Genomic DNA, 16,392 nt, shown 5'->3' on the forward strand with positions numbered 1-16,392 from the left:
ATTAATTACCCACACAACTACCGGGGGCAAGGGCGGCCATCCGGCAAAAAACAAAGGGGACGCTTTTACCCGTCGTTTTTTGACCGGTGTACGTCAGCCCCCGACCTTATGGGTAATTAATTATTCACCTTAAAATCTACTGCTATAGCTATTATACTTATCTTGTTTTAAAGATATTCTGTAATATTGCGGCAGATAAACGCAACTAATCCAATGCTTTTATGAAAAAAAGCATTAATATGAACTATGTCAGCATAAGTCCGACTATAAACGGCATTACCTACTACCTCTTGTTCGGTGCAACATATTACGAAAATAGCACAACCTTTGTTTTAGAAAAAGATTATCAATCTGACCTGTTAATGGATTTCCTGCCTGTCGGGGTACACATATATATAAGTAAGGAAGCGGGATTTGTTAAATACGATGACAGGATTTATACAGTGGAAGGCAAAGAGTTGTCCATGATTTTTTTTCGTGACCTATTGAAAGTAAAAAAGCCTGAAGCACCTCCAGTTAAACTATGGTGGCAAAAATAATTACCAGTATTTTAATTTCTTACAAGAATACCAGCATAGGAAAGACTATGCTGGTATAATACACTTTTTATCCGGCAGCGTAGCCGATTGAATCTATTTAAACAGCGCAGATACGAGCGCTGTACACTGGAAGGTGGCAATATCAGTCCTACTATACTGATCTAAACAATGAATACTGAATAAAAAGCCGTAGTTATTTTCAAATAATTCACGCATGAAAACTGTTTTCTTCATTCTTATTTCTTTTCCATAGTTTTCAATGCTCATATTAACACATTCGGCCATCTCCAACCAACAGCCGAACTCTATAAATCCACCCTCCCACTGTTCTTCAAATCTTGCTTTATTCTCCCAAAGTTGATTATATGTTTGCTGAATATAATCCAGGTATCCGGGTATATCTTCCGGTACAAGTGAATATATCAGTCCTGCTTTTTCAGCATTGGTTAATTCAATTATTGATTTCATGAATGAAAGTTTATGTTGTGATAAATATAGGTACCGGATACAGTTAAGGGGCTATTCCCCTCCGTCAATCTGACAATAACACGGTATCTCCTAGCCACTCTACGGGCCAATATAACGGCATCTTCCCAATTACGTAGATACTTGGTTCTGATTCTTACTTTGTCCCATTCAACAATGCTGTTATCTCCATCGAATTGAAAATTATATTGCTTCATAAAAACGTATTTAAAGGTTATTGCAAATAATTTTGTAGGATCTCTCTATTAATGATAAGTGGATCATCCCGTGCGTTGGCTATGCATATAGGTAGGAATGGTAATTTGTAGTATAGTTTCTTTGAGATTACATGTTTCATTTTTTCAAGGATTTTGTTTGAAGGAATTGATCACAGGAAGAAAGGGCCGGGGGGCTGGGGGCCGTCCGCAAGGGAGGAACGGGAAAGTTTATTCCCGGCAATTCCCTTGCGGCGCACACCTACCCCCGGACCTTACCTGTGATCAATTCCTTCAAACAAAATCCAGCCAGCAATAAAAGAGCGTTTTTTACAGGGAGTGGAATAAAAAACCGGCAATGGTTGCTCATTGCCGGTTATATAATTGCCAGTAAGTAATTAGCTATATCAATCTGTTAGTGTCGCTACCCTCTGCCATACTCCGTTTGGTAAAAAGTAATAGCTATCATAGTACTGTATTTTGGGTTTTCCATTTTTATAGGTAGTATCCCATTGAGATACTTTACAGCCGCGTTTAGTTAAGCAAATGATCTTGCAAAACATTGTCTTAATATGCTTGTGTTGGTAGGTTGTGTTATTCGGCTCCATGTTCACCTCCTTCTTTAATACCTATAGATAAAGGATCCTCATCAAAATTATCATCATTAATAAACAAAATAGCTACCATGAAGTCGAATTTCTTACAGGTTGACATATCATCTGCTACATATACTAATAAGCAATCAGTAACCAACGATGCTATCTTATCCTGAAATAAGTTTTCGCTAAATATTTTCCGACTTTTTTCAAGATGGTAATCATGTGTTGCAAATATTTCATTTACCCGTATCATCATATCCTTTAACTCCATAATGCTATAGTAACTGTCGCTTTCGATGTCGGCATCCAATGTTGCGCCCAATCCACAAATATTCTTTAAATGCTGTAGGAATAGGGGAATTTGTTCCTGAAATAGTTGATGAAGCAGCCTTGCCCGCTGTATAAGAGAAAGATTATTTAACGCTTTCATAAAATGATTTTTAAAAGTGAAAATCTGAGTAAGTAATAAAAAAGAGTTACCCGGCAATCTGATCACAGGTCACCGGGTAAATAATCCTGACTTATTCGTATGTTATAGGCAATGCTAAAACCGTTCTGGCTGCGTATTTCGCATTACCATTTAGTTTTCTTTGCCATGCGCCTTCACTGCCACACCATATAAAACCATTCTTTTTTAGGACATTCTTCCTATAGTTATAATCCGGCTTACCTGGATAAATTAGCTGTAAACGGTTAGCAGTGACGTTTGCAAACACGCGAATACCGTTAATCATTGCTTCCTGATCCCCCTGTTGCTCTTTCTCTTGTAACTCAGCAATACGTTTTTTCAATGCTTTTATGTCACGGGTGGCATATGGGAGCGCATACCATGCAAAACCGCCATCAACAAGTAATTGATTCCATAAAGGTTCGGTCGCACCTTCCAGCTTCATAAAGCCTTCTTTATCCTTCTTCTTAACAGCCTTGTTTGCAGCCTTCATAAAAGCATGTCGTTTTTCGGTAGCATGAAGTTTTTCCTGTAGCTTCTCTATTGCAGTTGGATCATCAGAAGAAATAGCGTTGTTGTGTTCTATGGTTTCGGCCTTTTCTTCATAATATTTAGCGGTGTCCATTGCTTTAAATGCCTTACCAAATGTGTTATGAATACCGGCTCTATACCGTCTGTCTCTTATTTCGCTATGATGGCCGACTAAAATTGGCTGCCCAAAGGGTATGACGGAAGCCATACTTTTAGCTTTGTTATACAGCGTGTCGCTTTCTTGGTTCTTTTTTCCGGCCATAGTAGCGGCATAAAGAATGCGGTTTTGTTTTCTTTCTTCATAATTATGTTTCATATGTTTAAGCTGTGCCCCTTTACCGGCTGCACCCCCGGATATGTGATGTGATAAAAAAATCATGATTGATGTAATAGGCTTTGTTGCAGTAGTTCCAGCAGGCGCAGTTTCTCCCTGTATGAAATTTCAAGTTGATAGATAGTGCGAAGGCGTGCAATGAGTTTATCCACGTCCCGGAATGCTCCTATAGCGGTGGAAATGATGGTGTATAGCTCTCCTACTCCAATAAATTCTATCACTGTGCCGTGTAGCATCGGGCGGAAACAGCCGGATTTCCACAGTGCGTATACACACCAGTAGTATTTCTCTGTTTCGGCGGAAGAGCAAAAAAACGCATAGGAATTGCGGTAAGGCTCGAAGGCTGGCCGTCCGGTATTTTTCCCCCGTGAGAGCAGATAAAACGCCGCAGATTTGCCGGGAGCGGACACGTTAAAACATTTAAGAGCAAAATTTTCCATAAACCATTTTTTTTTACGGGACCGTTCCGCAGGTGAAAAATTTTTGAAAAGAAAAAAGGATAAAAAAGAAAGGACAGCGGCAAACGGAAGGGATCATATGGTCAAATAAATTTGGCCGTACATAAAAAAAACCGTGGGTAGCGCTTACTACCCACGGTTTTTTTATGTATCTAAAACGGCCCAATTTATTTGACCATATGATCCCTTCCGCTTACTTTTGCCGTCCCTTTTTTATCCTTTTTGCTTTTCAGAAAATTTGAACTTTTTTTTGCAAGCTGGAAGCAGGATTGTTGCAAGCCGGAAGCAGGTTTGTTAATAGCTATGATACCAGGCTAAAAGTGAATACGGAAACAGGCAAGCCCAATAGTAGCAACAGCGATAAACGGAGCGTCGCAACGGACGCAGCGTAAAGGAGAAAGCGACGACTCTATAAAGAAAAAACAACACAGCAAAGCCCCAATGCTACATATGCTTTCCTTTCCGCTTAGGTTGCGGCAGATCATCATACTCACTAGTTGGCGTCATATTGACGACTTTACCTAAATCGGTGGAAAGCTGTAGTGCTGCGCCTTTTATTAGTTGCCCTAAGTCGATGGCTTTATTATTAACGTCAAAAAGTAGTAGCTTTCCGATATGCGGAGCGGCTTTGACTGTACATTTTATAGCTCTACCCCCTTGTCCTACCAGATCTACTACCCTACTGGCGCCCGTTTTTAAGGTTGAAATCAATTTTTCAATGTAATCGGCATTATTGTTTTTTAATGGTAATTTCGACACGGCTTTTCTTACATCAAAAGTTTTCTCATGCAGGTGCGTTTTGCCAAAAGAATTGATTTTTGACAAATTTAAAGACACCCATTTTTCACGACCATTAATGGATTTACAAATATGTCGTCTGTTTACCAAAGTAGCGGCGTCCTGTGCCGAAAAGGCAAGGTCATTTTGTAAGGAAAAGGTTTGCTTCACAACAGCATGATCATTTTTCATTGCTGACTTTAAATCAGGTTGTGCAGATGCCGTATATTGTTTAAAATAGTAGGTATCAGAGCCGGGGATCTTTTCAAAGTGCAGTACAAAGTTGGTGTTCTTGCAATGTAAGGGATCAACATACCTGATATGAAAGCTATCAAAGCCATGCCTGATCATACCCTGTAAGGCTGTATCTATACTGATATTAAATTCAGCTTTTTTTAATTCATCCCTGAGAGATTGTAAGTTCTGATCACGTATTACGGATTTCTCAATACCCTGCACAATGGCAGTCTGTTGTTTTAAATTTTTGTAGTTTCCAAAGATAAAGGCACGAACTGCTGATGCTACCGGATGATTCCATAATTTTTTTAGCAACGATGGGCGCAATTCAGTATCCATTCGCCGGATCTCGCGCCGGACGTATAAAAGCGTCTTTCTCTCACTGTCAGAAGGCTTTTTTTGGTAGGTTTTTAAAATATTCTTATAGAACTGATACTTTAGCTCAATAGCGGTTTGATCTGAGCGCCATCCAGCCGGGTTGCTGGTTTTCAGTAGCGCATCCTGTTCTGCATAAAGATTAACTGCATCAGAAACCCGGTTTGTATTGGCGTTGGCGTTCATAAAAAAGGGGTTAAAGCATTCTAAAGAGATTTTGCTCTAAAAATGTGACGATTCTTTAGCGCGATATTGATATTGCGTCCACCCCCTTTTTCAAAAAACTCGATCTTAAATTTTTTACCATCAGGTATAGTGAATTTTTTTACCGCTATGATCACATCAATAGATGAACTACCATTTACCCAGGCTTCTTTACTCTTAAAGAGGGGAATGATTTCCTGCTCTTGGGAGGACGTGCGTTTAACTTTTCTGGTATCGGAAATATACATGCGGCAGAAGTCAATAATATATGGCAGGTTTGATCTATTAGTGATACGGTAAGAAAAGTATAGTTTATCATCTGAATAGTGAATGCTTCTTAGTGCGAGCTTCATATTAAACTTTCGCTTTGTAAGATGAAACTGTGGTCGGCTGTTTTTAACAATCAGGGCGTTGGTTTGTATGTTTTCATTGGATTCAACAAGATCAGCCAAAATTAGAGGCGCAGCACCATAGTTGGTTGATTTCAGATTATAGGTGTTGAGATTATAGGTATTATCAGTAATACTTTCACTATAAAACACTTCAAATGAATACAGCTGGCCATCGCTGGTAAAAACGTGAAGGTTGGTTGTATCAAAGCCTTTACGGGCGGCTTTTACCTTCAATACATTGTCCACTCCTGTTTGTCTGGTTGCAAGGATATTTTTATCCCCTCTATCGCCGTCTTTTACCGGTGCCGGAAAGACGAGGACCGTTGTATGATTAAATGATACCGGTAAAGCATACGGCTTGACAATGCTTTTTGCAGGTAATTGTACCGGTTGGGAAAAAACGGATACAGATATGAGCATTAGGATAACAATAATAGCACTTTTCATGAGACACAATTTTCAGGTTATCAATTATATTGAGGATTATACAGAATGACGTTATGGTTCGCTTTCAGCGTCACGCTTATAGCTTTGGCCTTTTTTCCTATGAAGGATTTTGCAGCTTGAACGCCAACTGTCGCTGCTTGGCTGGCGATGGATGGATCAGGGGAATATAGCTCTAAGCTCTGGACCGCATTATTAAGCGCCTGCTTTGAAATTTCGCGGCTAACCGCTCCTGGAACAAAAATACCTTCTAAGCCGTCAGTATCATAGGCAGTCAGTTTAACAGGCAATATGGAGTTATCCACAATAGCATTTTTTATAACGATATTTAAGCGTTGCTTTCCTAAAGAACATTCCCCATAGATAAAGGAGTTCTGAGGGATTAGGTTACTATTAATATACACGTCTTGCAGCAGGCGTAGCTTCACCGTAGCGCCATCCGTAACTGTCTGGTCATCGTGAATAACCGCTGATATACCTGGATGCCTGGACTTGACAGTATCGGGGTGATCAGATGCTAAACCAAAGAATCCATTATCTGCATCAATAGATACTGTAGTTTTCATATCAGTTCCCGGTGACAAGCTAACATTAGCTGTAAAAGGTTTATCAACTGACAATTGAGCATTTTTATTAACTGCCCCGGATGGATTTTGAATTTGAATTATTTTATCGAGCATGGATGAAAGTTGTTTCATCTCCGGGTCACCGGTTTGTGGTGAACTAATGGCAGTCATTAATTTTTCAAGCTGCTCGATTTCCGGGGAGTTGAGAGGCGTTAGTGGTTGTTCTTTTATGCTGTGAACGGGAATTGTATCAGGACTTCGTTGCAGTTCCTTATACAAGCGATCCAGTTTATCGGATACCTTGCGCTCGTTTTCATCCATTGCAACAGGCAAAGTATGTTTAACAGCAGTTTTTTTTATAGTAGACACGGGGAGCTGGCTAACAGGTAAATAGTCATCCTTTAAATCAATACCGGCAGTGTTGGCATCCTTTTCCTTTTCTTTTTTTAAAAGTTGGCTATCGCGCTTTGCCTGCATGTAAACGTCTAATTTATTCTTGTATTTCTCATCAAGTGTAGGGCTTGGCATTTTTACGTTAAAAGCACTTTTGGAAGTAGAATCCTGCTGTGTACTATGTTTTATGAAAGTAGCAAAAGAAAACAGGTAGTATGTAATGATAGTTGTAAAGAAAATTAAAACTGGCAATACTTTAGTCCAATTCACTTTACCTATCACGCTCAAAGTATTAGCTTGCATATGATAATTATTTAAAAAAATGAAAAAGATGGATTAATCATGTGGTGTAATAGCCTTCGTAGGCGTATCTATTTGAGGAAGATGAATAGGTTGGCGTATGGGAATTGCATTATCATTCCCAGAAATACCAGCTATAACCAGATAGATAAAAAATGTGCATGTGATTATAGCAAACAATAATAGTAAGGCTCTTTTATGGGAGATTTTCAATTTCATTTCCTTTTGGGATAGATAAGCTGCACATATGACCTGTATTTTGTGCAGGAATAAATTAATCTGTTGTGCAATTCCATCTGTGATAGGGCTACTATTTGTTTGGATCTTTTTTTTAAAGAGATAAAACATAACTATCTTTTTTGAATGGATAAATCCTTGTTGTCAATAATTCTCCATTTTTCAATGAGCATACCATGTACATTATTATCGGACGGAGTAGTTATACGGATAGTGCCTGTTGTAATGAGGGATCGAATTAAAATGGAAGATGATCTGACAATTTTAATTTTTCCGAAGTATGTAAACTGATATGGCGTAGTATCCAGATTAATAGAAACACTATCTGGTTCAATAGTCTGGGAGATATTGGCGGAAACGATAGAACTATAGTAGCCAGATTCTTTTAGATTGTCATATTCCTCTTTTGCTGAAATATCGGCCAGATATAGCGCTTTGGTAACGTTTTTCTTTATTACCAGTTCATCCGGTGCCAGGGTGTAGAAATTGAAATGGAATGTCTCAACATGGTCCTTTATTTCGATTGGTAAAAAAGCCTCTCTACTGGCGGCGGTAGCCTGAAAAAGTTTAGAATTTGCTATTACTAAAACTTTTGATTGCATTAACCTAATGCTTTGCTGGCAACTGTATACTACATAACAACAGGTGAGCGCATTTGCAACAATGAGTACATAGGAAAACAGTCTTATGTGCCGAAAAGAGGTGTCAATATTTTTTAAGTGTGTTAGCATAGTAAATAGTTTTCAGTTATCCACCTATTCTTTTCTGTTGGTATCCTCCATCTGGTAAATAGTTCTCCGAATTGGCTGCATCTGCATAGGAGTAGGACAATTTATCGTTATATGGTTTATCACCAGCCATACTACCGGCATTGGTACCGGAAGCGCCGGAAGCTCCACCGCTGCCAGATGCTCCACCTGTGGCAGTCATGGTAACAGCAGATTTTGCCATGCCCGTTACTTTGCTCATCAATGCGTTGCCACCACTGGCATGAACTATATAATTTGCGATACTGGGAACGGAGAAATAACCGATTATACCCACGATAAGAAATATCAGATAGGACATATCGGTGTAGTCAAATGAGGTCTGATAGTTACCAGCCAACATACGGTCTATATCAGCTTTTATCATATTACCCTGTATCTTGCTAATCATGGCGCTAAAAAGATTCGCAACAGGCAACCACATATAAATGTTGATGTATCTTGCCAGCCAGATAGATAAGGTGTGTTGAAAACCATCGTAGACAGACAGCGCGAAAACATATGGACCTAATATGGCGAGTATAACTAAATGGAAAGTTCTCATCGCATCCAGGCAAAGGGCAGCTGCAAAAAATAGGATTTGCAAAATTTGTGAAAGTGCAAGTTTGATCCAGTAGGTTATTGTTCCTTCAATTTTACCCCAAACAAGTGACCAAAAACCCATGCTTTGCTCATCATTTCCTGCCTGTTCTGGATGAGCATATTGGTACCATTCTTTTGCCTCATCGCTACTCATTTGTCCTGCCGGGAATTGCGCCTTACCAGTACTTTTCAGCTCATATTCCAGATACAACAGATCAATTACAGCTTTATTCTCTTTATCAGCGAGTGTATTTGTAGCCTCTACAGTTGGTTTGAGAATGCCGTTAATTACACTAAGGACTGTAGGGTACATACCGATCAATACGGCTAAAACGAATGGCCGAAGCAAAGGAAAAAAATCTATCGGTTCAGCGGCGGCAATGTTTCTGCCAGCGCGGACAACAATATAAAGGATGGCTCCAAAACCTGCTATACCTCTGGCTATGGTTGTTATTTTACTACATAATGGCATCATGTCATCCATCAGTTTAGCCAAAACGCTATGCATAGTTTTAACTTCACCTTCAACTGTTTGAGCAAATAACAATGCAGGGCATAGTAATAAGAAGGATACTAAAAGAAGAGAGATTATATTTTTCATAGATTTTCCTTTTGAATGCCATATAAATCGGAAATATCCTGTATGCTGCTGGCCTTTTTCTGCTTTTGAATAGAGAGCATATAATTATTGACGTTGTAAACACGTAGAAATTCCACTTTATCCTTCATGTCCAGGTAGATTCTATCTATAGCCTGTAACCTTTCACCATCAGACATCCGCAAAGTATTGGCAGTTATCACCATTAGTAATTCATCCAAATTTTTCAGTGACCGGTTAAATAGGTTTCCATATACTTTCCCCATAGCAGATAACTCATTATCATTAAATACATGCGCGCTTTTTGAAGCAGAGAAGGCTGATTTATAACTTGAGATAAGTTGTTTTTGCAGTAAAATGATGTCGGCTACACGTCTATATTTTTTCACGCCAGGGCTAACAGCCATCAAGCCGTCCAAAAAAGTTTGATGGATATTAAAATTCCCTTCGGTAAGGCTTTTCACGGTATTATAGCCTTTGGATATTACTTCATATCCTTTTTTCATGTCAGATAGTATCTGCCTAAACTGATTTAACTTTTCGATATTTAACGCGAGCTGTGCAAGCTCATCAGCTTGTGCTTTGGCGAATTTCGGTAAGGTAAAAGTCAGGATACAGACAATAATAAAGCAGGAGTATTTTTTCATTGTGAAAGTAGTTTGAGGGTGTGTTTCAAATCATCTGCTGTATGCTTCTCTTGCTGCGCATAAGTTGTTACCTGCAAAGTATATTTCTGAATAAAACCCCTTCTGTCTTTCATTACAGCGTATAGCTCATCGATCCTCTGTAGTCGCTGGTCATCTGTCATTTCATAATGTCCGCCGGTTAATATGTCAGTAAGCAGGTCTGCGTCAGCATCTATAAATGAAAGAAATCCAGAGTAGATGTTTTTTACTTGTAAAAGGTCATCAGGTTTTATTCCTCCAATAGCAGAGATATTCTTATACGACTGATTGCAATATTGGATAAGGGATATTTGCGCCGCAATAAGTTCGAGAACTTTTGCGCTTTTTTTAATCTTTGGATTGATGGATTGTAGTGATGAGAAGAAAGTATTATGGATATTAAAATCACCATTTTTTATTTGTCCGATAGTTTTAAGCCCAGTGCCAACAACACTGTATCCCTTTTTAATATAGCCTAAGTAAGTTTGCAACGCCCCAATTTGCACAATGAGGTATTTTCTTTGAGTTGATTTTTGGTTTATCCATTCTTCGAGTAGTTGCGCATAAGAGATAGCGGGAAAAGCAATAAGGAATATAAAGACCAGTATAAAAGGATTTTTTTTCATAATTGTTATTTTACACCGTATAATTGTTTGAGGGTAAACAGATCATCGGCAGACTTTGCACGTTGCATACTGATGGAGATATTTTGTTGATTGAATTTTCGGAGATCAACTATGTAGGTTTCAATTTCGGCGGCAGCTTCATCTATTATTTGGAGCCGGTGAGCATCTGACATTTGCAACGAAAAGGCATCTACTACTGATAATATATTATCAACACTTTTCAGGCTTTCAGCAATGATATTGCTATACACGGTATACATATGCTCAATCTCGCTGGGAGTAAAATGCCGGTCTTGCTGAAATAATGCGTAAGCGTTCTTGTAGTCACTGACAAGCTGTTTCTGTTTACTGATAATTTCTGTTATGCGCTGGAAGTAGGCTATAGCGGATTTAATTTTCCACAATTCATCAAAATATTTCTGATAAATTTCTTTCTGTTTATTAGTCCATTCGGAAATCTCATTTAGCTTTAATTTGGAAAGTTGATTTTCCAAAACTTTTTGCGCGTTTTGAAGAGCAATAGTTTTGTTCTGGATGCGTTGAACCTGTAGATCAATAGCCTTAATGATTTTTTTAATGGCAGCTTTCACTACCACCCAAATGATAGCATGGCTTTTCTTGGTAGGTAAAATGGTAAGGGAACATGTGAGAAACAAGAATATAACAATGGCTTTTTTCATGATGAAACATTTAAAGTTTATTTTGTCTTATATCGCTTGCGAGCATTGCGATACCTCTTTTTATGGAGCCGAATTTTTTAGCATACTGTTGTAATAAAACTTTTTCCTTCTCTTCCGTAGAATAAGCCAGATACTCTTCCAGTGATACTTCGGTTCGATAAACTTTACTTACAGATCCTCCCAGGCTAATAAAAATCTCTTTGTATTTCATTGCGGGATCGTTGGCCTTATTCATTGATAAGATGAGCGTCCTATCTTTGTCTGATAAGCCTAAAAGGTCTTGTATGGCTTGGAATTTATTGGCGTACTTACTTTGGTCTAGTAATATTTTTATATCGGAATTATTTACGATAGCGTCTTTAATTATACTGCTGGAAATAATGTCATCTACCTCCTGTGTAACGACTATGGCTGTCCCCCAAAACTTACGTACTGTCTTGAACAAATATTTGATATATTCCGCCATCCCTTGTCTGGCTATCGCTTTCCATGCTTCTTCAATAAGTATAATTTTCCTTACTCCCTTTAGCCGGCGCATCTTACTGATAAAAATTTCGCAAATCGTGAGCGTTGTTACTGCAAAAATTATTGGATGATCTTTAATTTTATCCAGCTCAAATACGATCATCCTCTGATCCAGCAAATCAAGTTGGGTGGTGGCATTCAGCAGATATGAATATTCACCATTTTTATAGTACGGTTTCAGAACATACAGGAAATTATCAACATCAAAATCTCTGTCTTTCACTCCTTGCTGACGGAGGTCCGGCAAAAAAATGTCACGTAGATATTCATAGAAGGAATTGAAACAGGGAAAGAGGCCGGTGTCTGACTTCAGGAAGTCAAAATAATTTTGGAGCGCATTAGATAAGGATATGTATTCGGATCGGGAATAGGTTTCATCATCTTTTTTCCAAAGTGCAAGCAATAGTGTTTTGATAGATTCCTTCTTTTCAGTGTCGAGGATATTATCAGGAATATAGAAAGGATTAAAAGCAATTGGATTATCTTCAGCATAGGTAAAATAATATCCTTCTGCCAGGCTACACAACCCTTTGTAACTGTGGCCGACATCGACAATGACTACATGTGCGCCTTGCTCCCAGCAGCTGCGCAAAAGATGGTTGGTAGCAAAACTCTTACCTGAACCAGATGGACCGCATAGAAAAATATTTCTATTTTGTATAATATTTTTCGCAATCGGTTCTTCAAAAATATCCACGTTAAGGGGAAGGCCACTGATGCGATCCCCCAACCGCAACCCTGTTGATGAAACAGAAGTACGGTAATTTGTTTCTATGTTAAAAAAACACGAAGCCTGTTCTGCAAACGTATCAAATCTGGCAGTGTTGGGTATTTCAGCAGCATTGCCGGGGAATGCCGCCCAAAATAATTGCGGTGCGCTGGCTGTTTCAATCTTGGTGTTGGCGTCAATACCAGCGATAGCAGAAGAAACGATATTTTTAATATCACGGGCCTTGGCCGGGTCATCGTCCCATGCCACGATATTAAAATGCGCCTGTATTGGAAGCCGCCCTTTGCTGATAGCCTCGTTGAGAAAGGCGTTTGTGGCATCGCGTGCAATAGTATTTTCACGGGAATATGTAGATAATGATTGCAGGCGTAGCCTTTTGCTTTCCAGCTTCTTTATAGCATCGTGCGCATTGCCGATTATCAGGTACTGATTATAAATATGGTTGCAGGAAAGCAACAGCCCTAATGGAGCTGCAAAGCCAATGCTAAATTTGGTTCTATCCGTTGAATATTTATCGAGATTGACGCGGGGACCGCATAGAGATGGCAGATCCTCGGCGTCACTGAGCGCGAATATCTGCAATTGTCTATTACCAATGGCTAGGTCACTACCGGTTTTAATGTCAGCCAGATATGGCAACTCACCTCTACCCAATAAAAAGCAATACCGTTCAATTAACCCTACTTTATTTTCACTGCTTATCAGCTCATCATTTTTCAGTCGTTGCAATGCGAAATAAGTGCTATCCTGGAGAATGCGGGCGAATTGCCCTACTTTGTCCTCAAAGAGCTGAATTTCCTTATCATCTATCATTTTTGAGGGAACGATAGAATTTTTAATGAGGATGGAAGTTAAAGGGGTGGCTTCTTTAGAAGGATTGGCGATCTTTGTGAGATAGATGTAGCACTCATGATCAAGAAAAGGTCTTTCATTAAAATGCCTGTTACTTGATCTGGTTAAGAAGGACTGTTCGGTATCTGTAAAATCGGGTTTAAATTTTGATTCAATAAACCAATCCTGTTTATGCAGTACTGTAAAGTCTGGTAATACTCTAATAGCTTTTAAGAATGCCTGATGCACAGCTTCGTAGTCATTTATTGACAGGGTAAATATTTCCGGCAGGGTAACAGAAAATGCTATAGTTATGTCGCCGGATTTGGAAATAATGAAATCATCTTCTACTTTAAAGATTGGTAGTACGTTTTCCAGTTTCTTTATCTGCTTCATGTTTATCGCTTTCACTTAACTGAAAAAATATTTTTCGGGAGGAACTATATATAAAGGACGGTAATCGGGATTGTGCGGCCTTTTTTATGAGGCCATGCTGACCGTACTTTTTAGAAAACCGTTGGACGGTGGTAAACAAGGCTGCGCCGGATGCGAGTATAATTACAACACATACATAAATATTAATCCCTATAATGTAAATGATTGTAAAAAACAGTAGCAGGAATACAAGGCCAGCAGCGAGATACACGATATATTGGGCCTTAATACCTCTAAATTCGATGCTCTTGTTAATGCCTTTATTGATTTCATAAACTGTTGACATAACGTAAACGGCTATATGCCTTAAATACCAAAGAAGGATTTCAACACGGTGGCAACGACCACTAAAAAAATACAGCTACCAAACCATGATGCGGCTGTTTTACTGGTGTCGGGATCACCGCTTGACCATTTTGAATAAACTTTTACAGCGCCTACCAAACCTAGCACTGCGCCAATAGCATAAAGCAACAGGATTCCTTTTTCAAAGTATCCTTTCACAAGCTCTGTGGCTTTGTCTATACCAGCTCCGCCATCGGCAGGATCTTGGGCATTGGCGGCAATAGATATGAGTATAAGGAGGGAGACAATAATTACAGTAGCGCACAGAGGGGCTTTATCCGCACTTTTCAGGCTGCACATAATCAGATTATTTAAAAAGAATGAGAAAATATAGCCCTGCCTGGAACCGGATCAGGAGGTGGGTAACGGCTGGCAGGGCTTTGAAGTAAAGGGAAGAGACGAACTTAAATAGGTATTGGAAAAATGATGTTGGACTACAAGACTATTTGGTCATAGTAGCATAAAAAGTCGCCCTGTCAAAATCGGATTACACTATATCAATGTCACTGACAGGGCAACTTATCTTACTACTACTTACCCAAAACATCTATCACTACCACATTTCCTGCAACTGGGATTGCGTAAAAGTAATTTTGAGATCACGTTCGGCCGTTATGTAGATATACCGGTTAATAGCATCGTAAAATTCAGTGTCCATAAATATTTTATACTGGGAGACGATAGCACTGATCTTTGTGAATACTTCTGCTGGATTAGGTGGGTTGCTGGCAATGTTATTAATGACGTGGCTAATTTGTTCTGTTACATTTTCAGCTTCTTTTAACAGGATGCTGGTATCATCCTCAACAAGTTCAAATATAGATTCATCATCTTCTTCTGGTTCCAGGATAATTTGCATTTCAGATTCTACAGGAATATGTAATGGAGAATAAGACCGTTCTTGTAAATTGTTATAAAAATGGGGATCTTGTCCAGCTACTTGCAGCATTCCATCTTTGTCTTTGTTTTCCAGCTTACCCTTGAACTTGATGTAGATCTGAACCAGTGCATAGGTAAGCAAAGATAAAAACAACGCTAACAGCACGGGGGACGATTGGAATATTGATACTGACATACACTGTGTTTTTATGTTTTAACAACTTCAGAGCAAAGATGCAGTTGGTTAAAAGCAAAATATCATAGTGTATTTCCTAGTTATGAGGTTTTTTTTAAAAAAAGTTAGGGTTTGTTTCTTTTCTGTCGGTTACGTTCTTCAATTTTCTCGATATATAACAGGTACGTGTTACGCAGGAAGTCTAAAAAGAAGGTTAGCCCCTTTTTCCTACGGAGTATTTCTTGAAATGTAACAGTAGGTGTCTTTAATTCTATAAAAAATATTTTTTCAAAATATCTTGTAATAGATTCTATTGTAGCAGATCCATTATTGAAAACTTTTCCGGAATGAAATGCATAAATTAATTCGTATAGACCAACCTTACTTTCAGTCCATTGCATTGTTTCAGTCTTATAATCAGTTTCGCCCGATTTGAGTGGTGTCAGTTCATCTGATATAGCATTATTTAAATAATCCTTCAGTTTTTGATTAGCCAGAATAGTAGCTATTTTCAAACTATGTGGTGTGCAAAACTCTCGATCCATCACCACCTGACACAAATCCATAGGAACGTCAGCCTTTCCATTGCCGCGTATAAAGTATTCTTCATCTAGTTCAGATTTTCCTGAACTATAATATTTATAGAAATCTAAATTGTGGTAAAAATAATCATCAATTTTGATGAGTTGATTTTCTAAATATTTAATCCTATATTTAGTTGATCCAGGAGTTATATGCGTTTGAATATTAAAAATTGTTCCAAAATAGATGTAAAGGGAATAAAACTCTGGATTAATTTCTTTATAGAATTTAATTTCATCGACCGGGTTAATAAAGCTGTGAGTTTTAATAAGGATCTTTAATTTCCCCAATGCATTGTTTATATGCTGAATTATTTTTTCTGTTTTCTTTATTTGTGTAGAAGCAGGATCGCGCGAAAATATATTAATCTTTGCTGTAAGTTCACGCAGTAGAAGATCGGCTGCAAGTAACATAACCAAAGTTTATAAGGGAAAAAGTCACTGGTTAAAATATATTGC

General features: G+C 38.5%; 18 protein-coding genes. 1 reads left to right on the top strand and 17 read right to left on the bottom strand.

Translation table 11 applies throughout. From position 1 onward, the window contains the following. The first annotated feature begins 221 nt into the window (after positions 1 to 221). Positions 222 to 539, top strand: a complete 318-nt coding sequence (locus CLV51_RS27150; RefSeq protein WP_106531265.1) for a hypothetical protein — start codon at positions 222 to 224, stop codon at positions 537 to 539. Between the two features lie 93 nt (positions 540 to 632). Here CLV51_RS27150 and CLV51_RS27155 read toward each other — a convergent pair whose 3' ends face one another. The 17 genes from CLV51_RS27155 to CLV51_RS27245 form a co-directional block, all read right to left on the bottom strand. After that, on the bottom strand, positions 633 to 1,007 hold the full coding sequence (locus CLV51_RS27155; RefSeq protein WP_106531266.1) for a hypothetical protein: 375 nt from the start codon (positions 1,005 to 1,007) through the stop codon (positions 633 to 635). A gap of 806 nt (positions 1,008 to 1,813) precedes the next feature. Continuing rightward, on the bottom strand, positions 1,814 to 2,248 hold the full coding sequence (locus CLV51_RS27165) for a hypothetical protein (protein WP_106531268.1): 435 nt from the start codon (positions 2,246 to 2,248) through the stop codon (positions 1,814 to 1,816). A 91-nt stretch (positions 2,249 to 2,339) separates the two neighbouring features. After that, the gene (locus tag CLV51_RS27170) at positions 2,340 to 3,113 is read right to left on the bottom strand and encodes a DUF3560 domain-containing protein (RefSeq protein ID WP_106531355.1); all 774 of its coding nucleotides are present in this window, start codon (positions 3,111 to 3,113) and stop codon (positions 2,340 to 2,342) included. A gap of 59 nt (positions 3,114 to 3,172) precedes the next feature. Then, the gene (locus CLV51_RS27175) at positions 3,173 to 3,571 is read right to left on the bottom strand and encodes a DUF6943 family protein (protein WP_106531269.1); all 399 of its coding nucleotides are present in this window, start codon (positions 3,569 to 3,571) and stop codon (positions 3,173 to 3,175) included. Positions 3,572 to 4,033: 462 nt separating this feature from the next. Then, the gene (locus tag CLV51_RS27180) at positions 4,034 to 5,164 is read right to left on the bottom strand and encodes a hypothetical protein (protein WP_106531270.1); all 1,131 of its coding nucleotides are present in this window, start codon (positions 5,162 to 5,164) and stop codon (positions 4,034 to 4,036) included. Between the two features lie 20 nt (positions 5,165 to 5,184). Then, positions 5,185 to 6,021, bottom strand: a complete 837-nt coding sequence (gene traN, locus CLV51_RS27185) for a conjugative transposon protein TraN (protein ID WP_106531271.1) — start codon at positions 6,019 to 6,021, stop codon at positions 5,185 to 5,187. Positions 6,022 to 6,041: 20 nt separating this feature from the next. Continuing rightward, the gene (gene traM, locus CLV51_RS27190) at positions 6,042 to 7,280 is read right to left on the bottom strand and encodes a conjugative transposon protein TraM (protein WP_106531272.1); all 1,239 of its coding nucleotides are present in this window, start codon (positions 7,278 to 7,280) and stop codon (positions 6,042 to 6,044) included. 347 nt (positions 7,281 to 7,627) lie between these two features. Further along, a complete protein-coding gene (gene traK / locus CLV51_RS27200; protein ID WP_106531274.1) occupies positions 7,628 to 8,245 on the bottom strand; it encodes a conjugative transposon protein TraK in 618 nt (205 codons plus the stop codon). A 16-nt stretch (positions 8,246 to 8,261) separates the two neighbouring features. Then, a complete protein-coding gene (gene traJ / locus CLV51_RS27205) occupies positions 8,262 to 9,464 on the bottom strand; it encodes a conjugative transposon protein TraJ (RefSeq protein ID WP_106531275.1) in 1,203 nt (400 codons plus the stop codon). Beyond that, positions 9,461 to 10,108, bottom strand: coding sequence for a hypothetical protein (locus CLV51_RS27210; protein ID WP_106531276.1), 648 nt, complete (start codon positions 10,106 to 10,108; stop codon positions 9,461 to 9,463). The genes traJ and CLV51_RS27210 overlap by 4 nt, the downstream gene beginning before the upstream one ends. Continuing rightward, positions 10,105 to 10,752 carry a hypothetical protein gene (locus tag CLV51_RS27215; RefSeq protein WP_106531277.1) on the bottom strand — a complete coding sequence of 216 codons (648 nt, stop codon included), beginning with the start codon at positions 10,750 to 10,752 and terminating at the stop codon, positions 10,105 to 10,107. The genes CLV51_RS27210 and CLV51_RS27215 overlap by 4 nt, the downstream gene beginning before the upstream one ends. A gap of 5 nt (positions 10,753 to 10,757) precedes the next feature. Continuing rightward, positions 10,758 to 11,432, bottom strand: coding sequence for a conjugal transfer protein TraI (locus CLV51_RS27220; protein ID WP_106531278.1), 675 nt, complete (start codon positions 11,430 to 11,432; stop codon positions 10,758 to 10,760). Between the two features lie 10 nt (positions 11,433 to 11,442). Then, positions 11,443 to 13,914: a TraG family conjugative transposon ATPase gene (locus CLV51_RS27225; RefSeq protein ID WP_106531279.1), complete on the bottom strand. Its 2,472-nt coding sequence runs from the start codon at positions 13,912 to 13,914 to the stop codon at positions 11,443 to 11,445. Then, the gene (locus CLV51_RS27230) at positions 13,871 to 14,239 is read right to left on the bottom strand and encodes a DUF4133 domain-containing protein (protein ID WP_106531280.1); all 369 of its coding nucleotides are present in this window, start codon (positions 14,237 to 14,239) and stop codon (positions 13,871 to 13,873) included. The genes CLV51_RS27225 and CLV51_RS27230 overlap by 44 nt, the downstream gene beginning before the upstream one ends. Positions 14,240 to 14,259: 20 nt before the next feature. Then, a complete protein-coding gene (locus tag CLV51_RS27235) occupies positions 14,260 to 14,598 on the bottom strand; it encodes a DUF4134 domain-containing protein (protein WP_106531281.1) in 339 nt (112 codons plus the stop codon). A gap of 253 nt (positions 14,599 to 14,851) precedes the next feature. After that, complete coding sequence (locus CLV51_RS27240; RefSeq protein WP_106531282.1) at positions 14,852 to 15,373, bottom strand: hypothetical protein; 522 nt, start codon at positions 15,371 to 15,373, stop codon at positions 14,852 to 14,854. A 104-nt stretch (positions 15,374 to 15,477) separates the two neighbouring features. Beyond that, a complete protein-coding gene (locus CLV51_RS27245; protein WP_106531283.1) occupies positions 15,478 to 16,347 on the bottom strand; it encodes an RteC domain-containing protein in 870 nt (289 codons plus the stop codon). Between the last annotated feature and the right edge of the window lie 45 nt (positions 16,348 to 16,392).

The organism is Chitinophaga niastensis, from assembly GCF_003014755.1.
Taxonomy (GTDB): Bacteria; Bacteroidota; Bacteroidia; order Chitinophagales; family Chitinophagaceae; genus Chitinophaga; species Chitinophaga niastensis.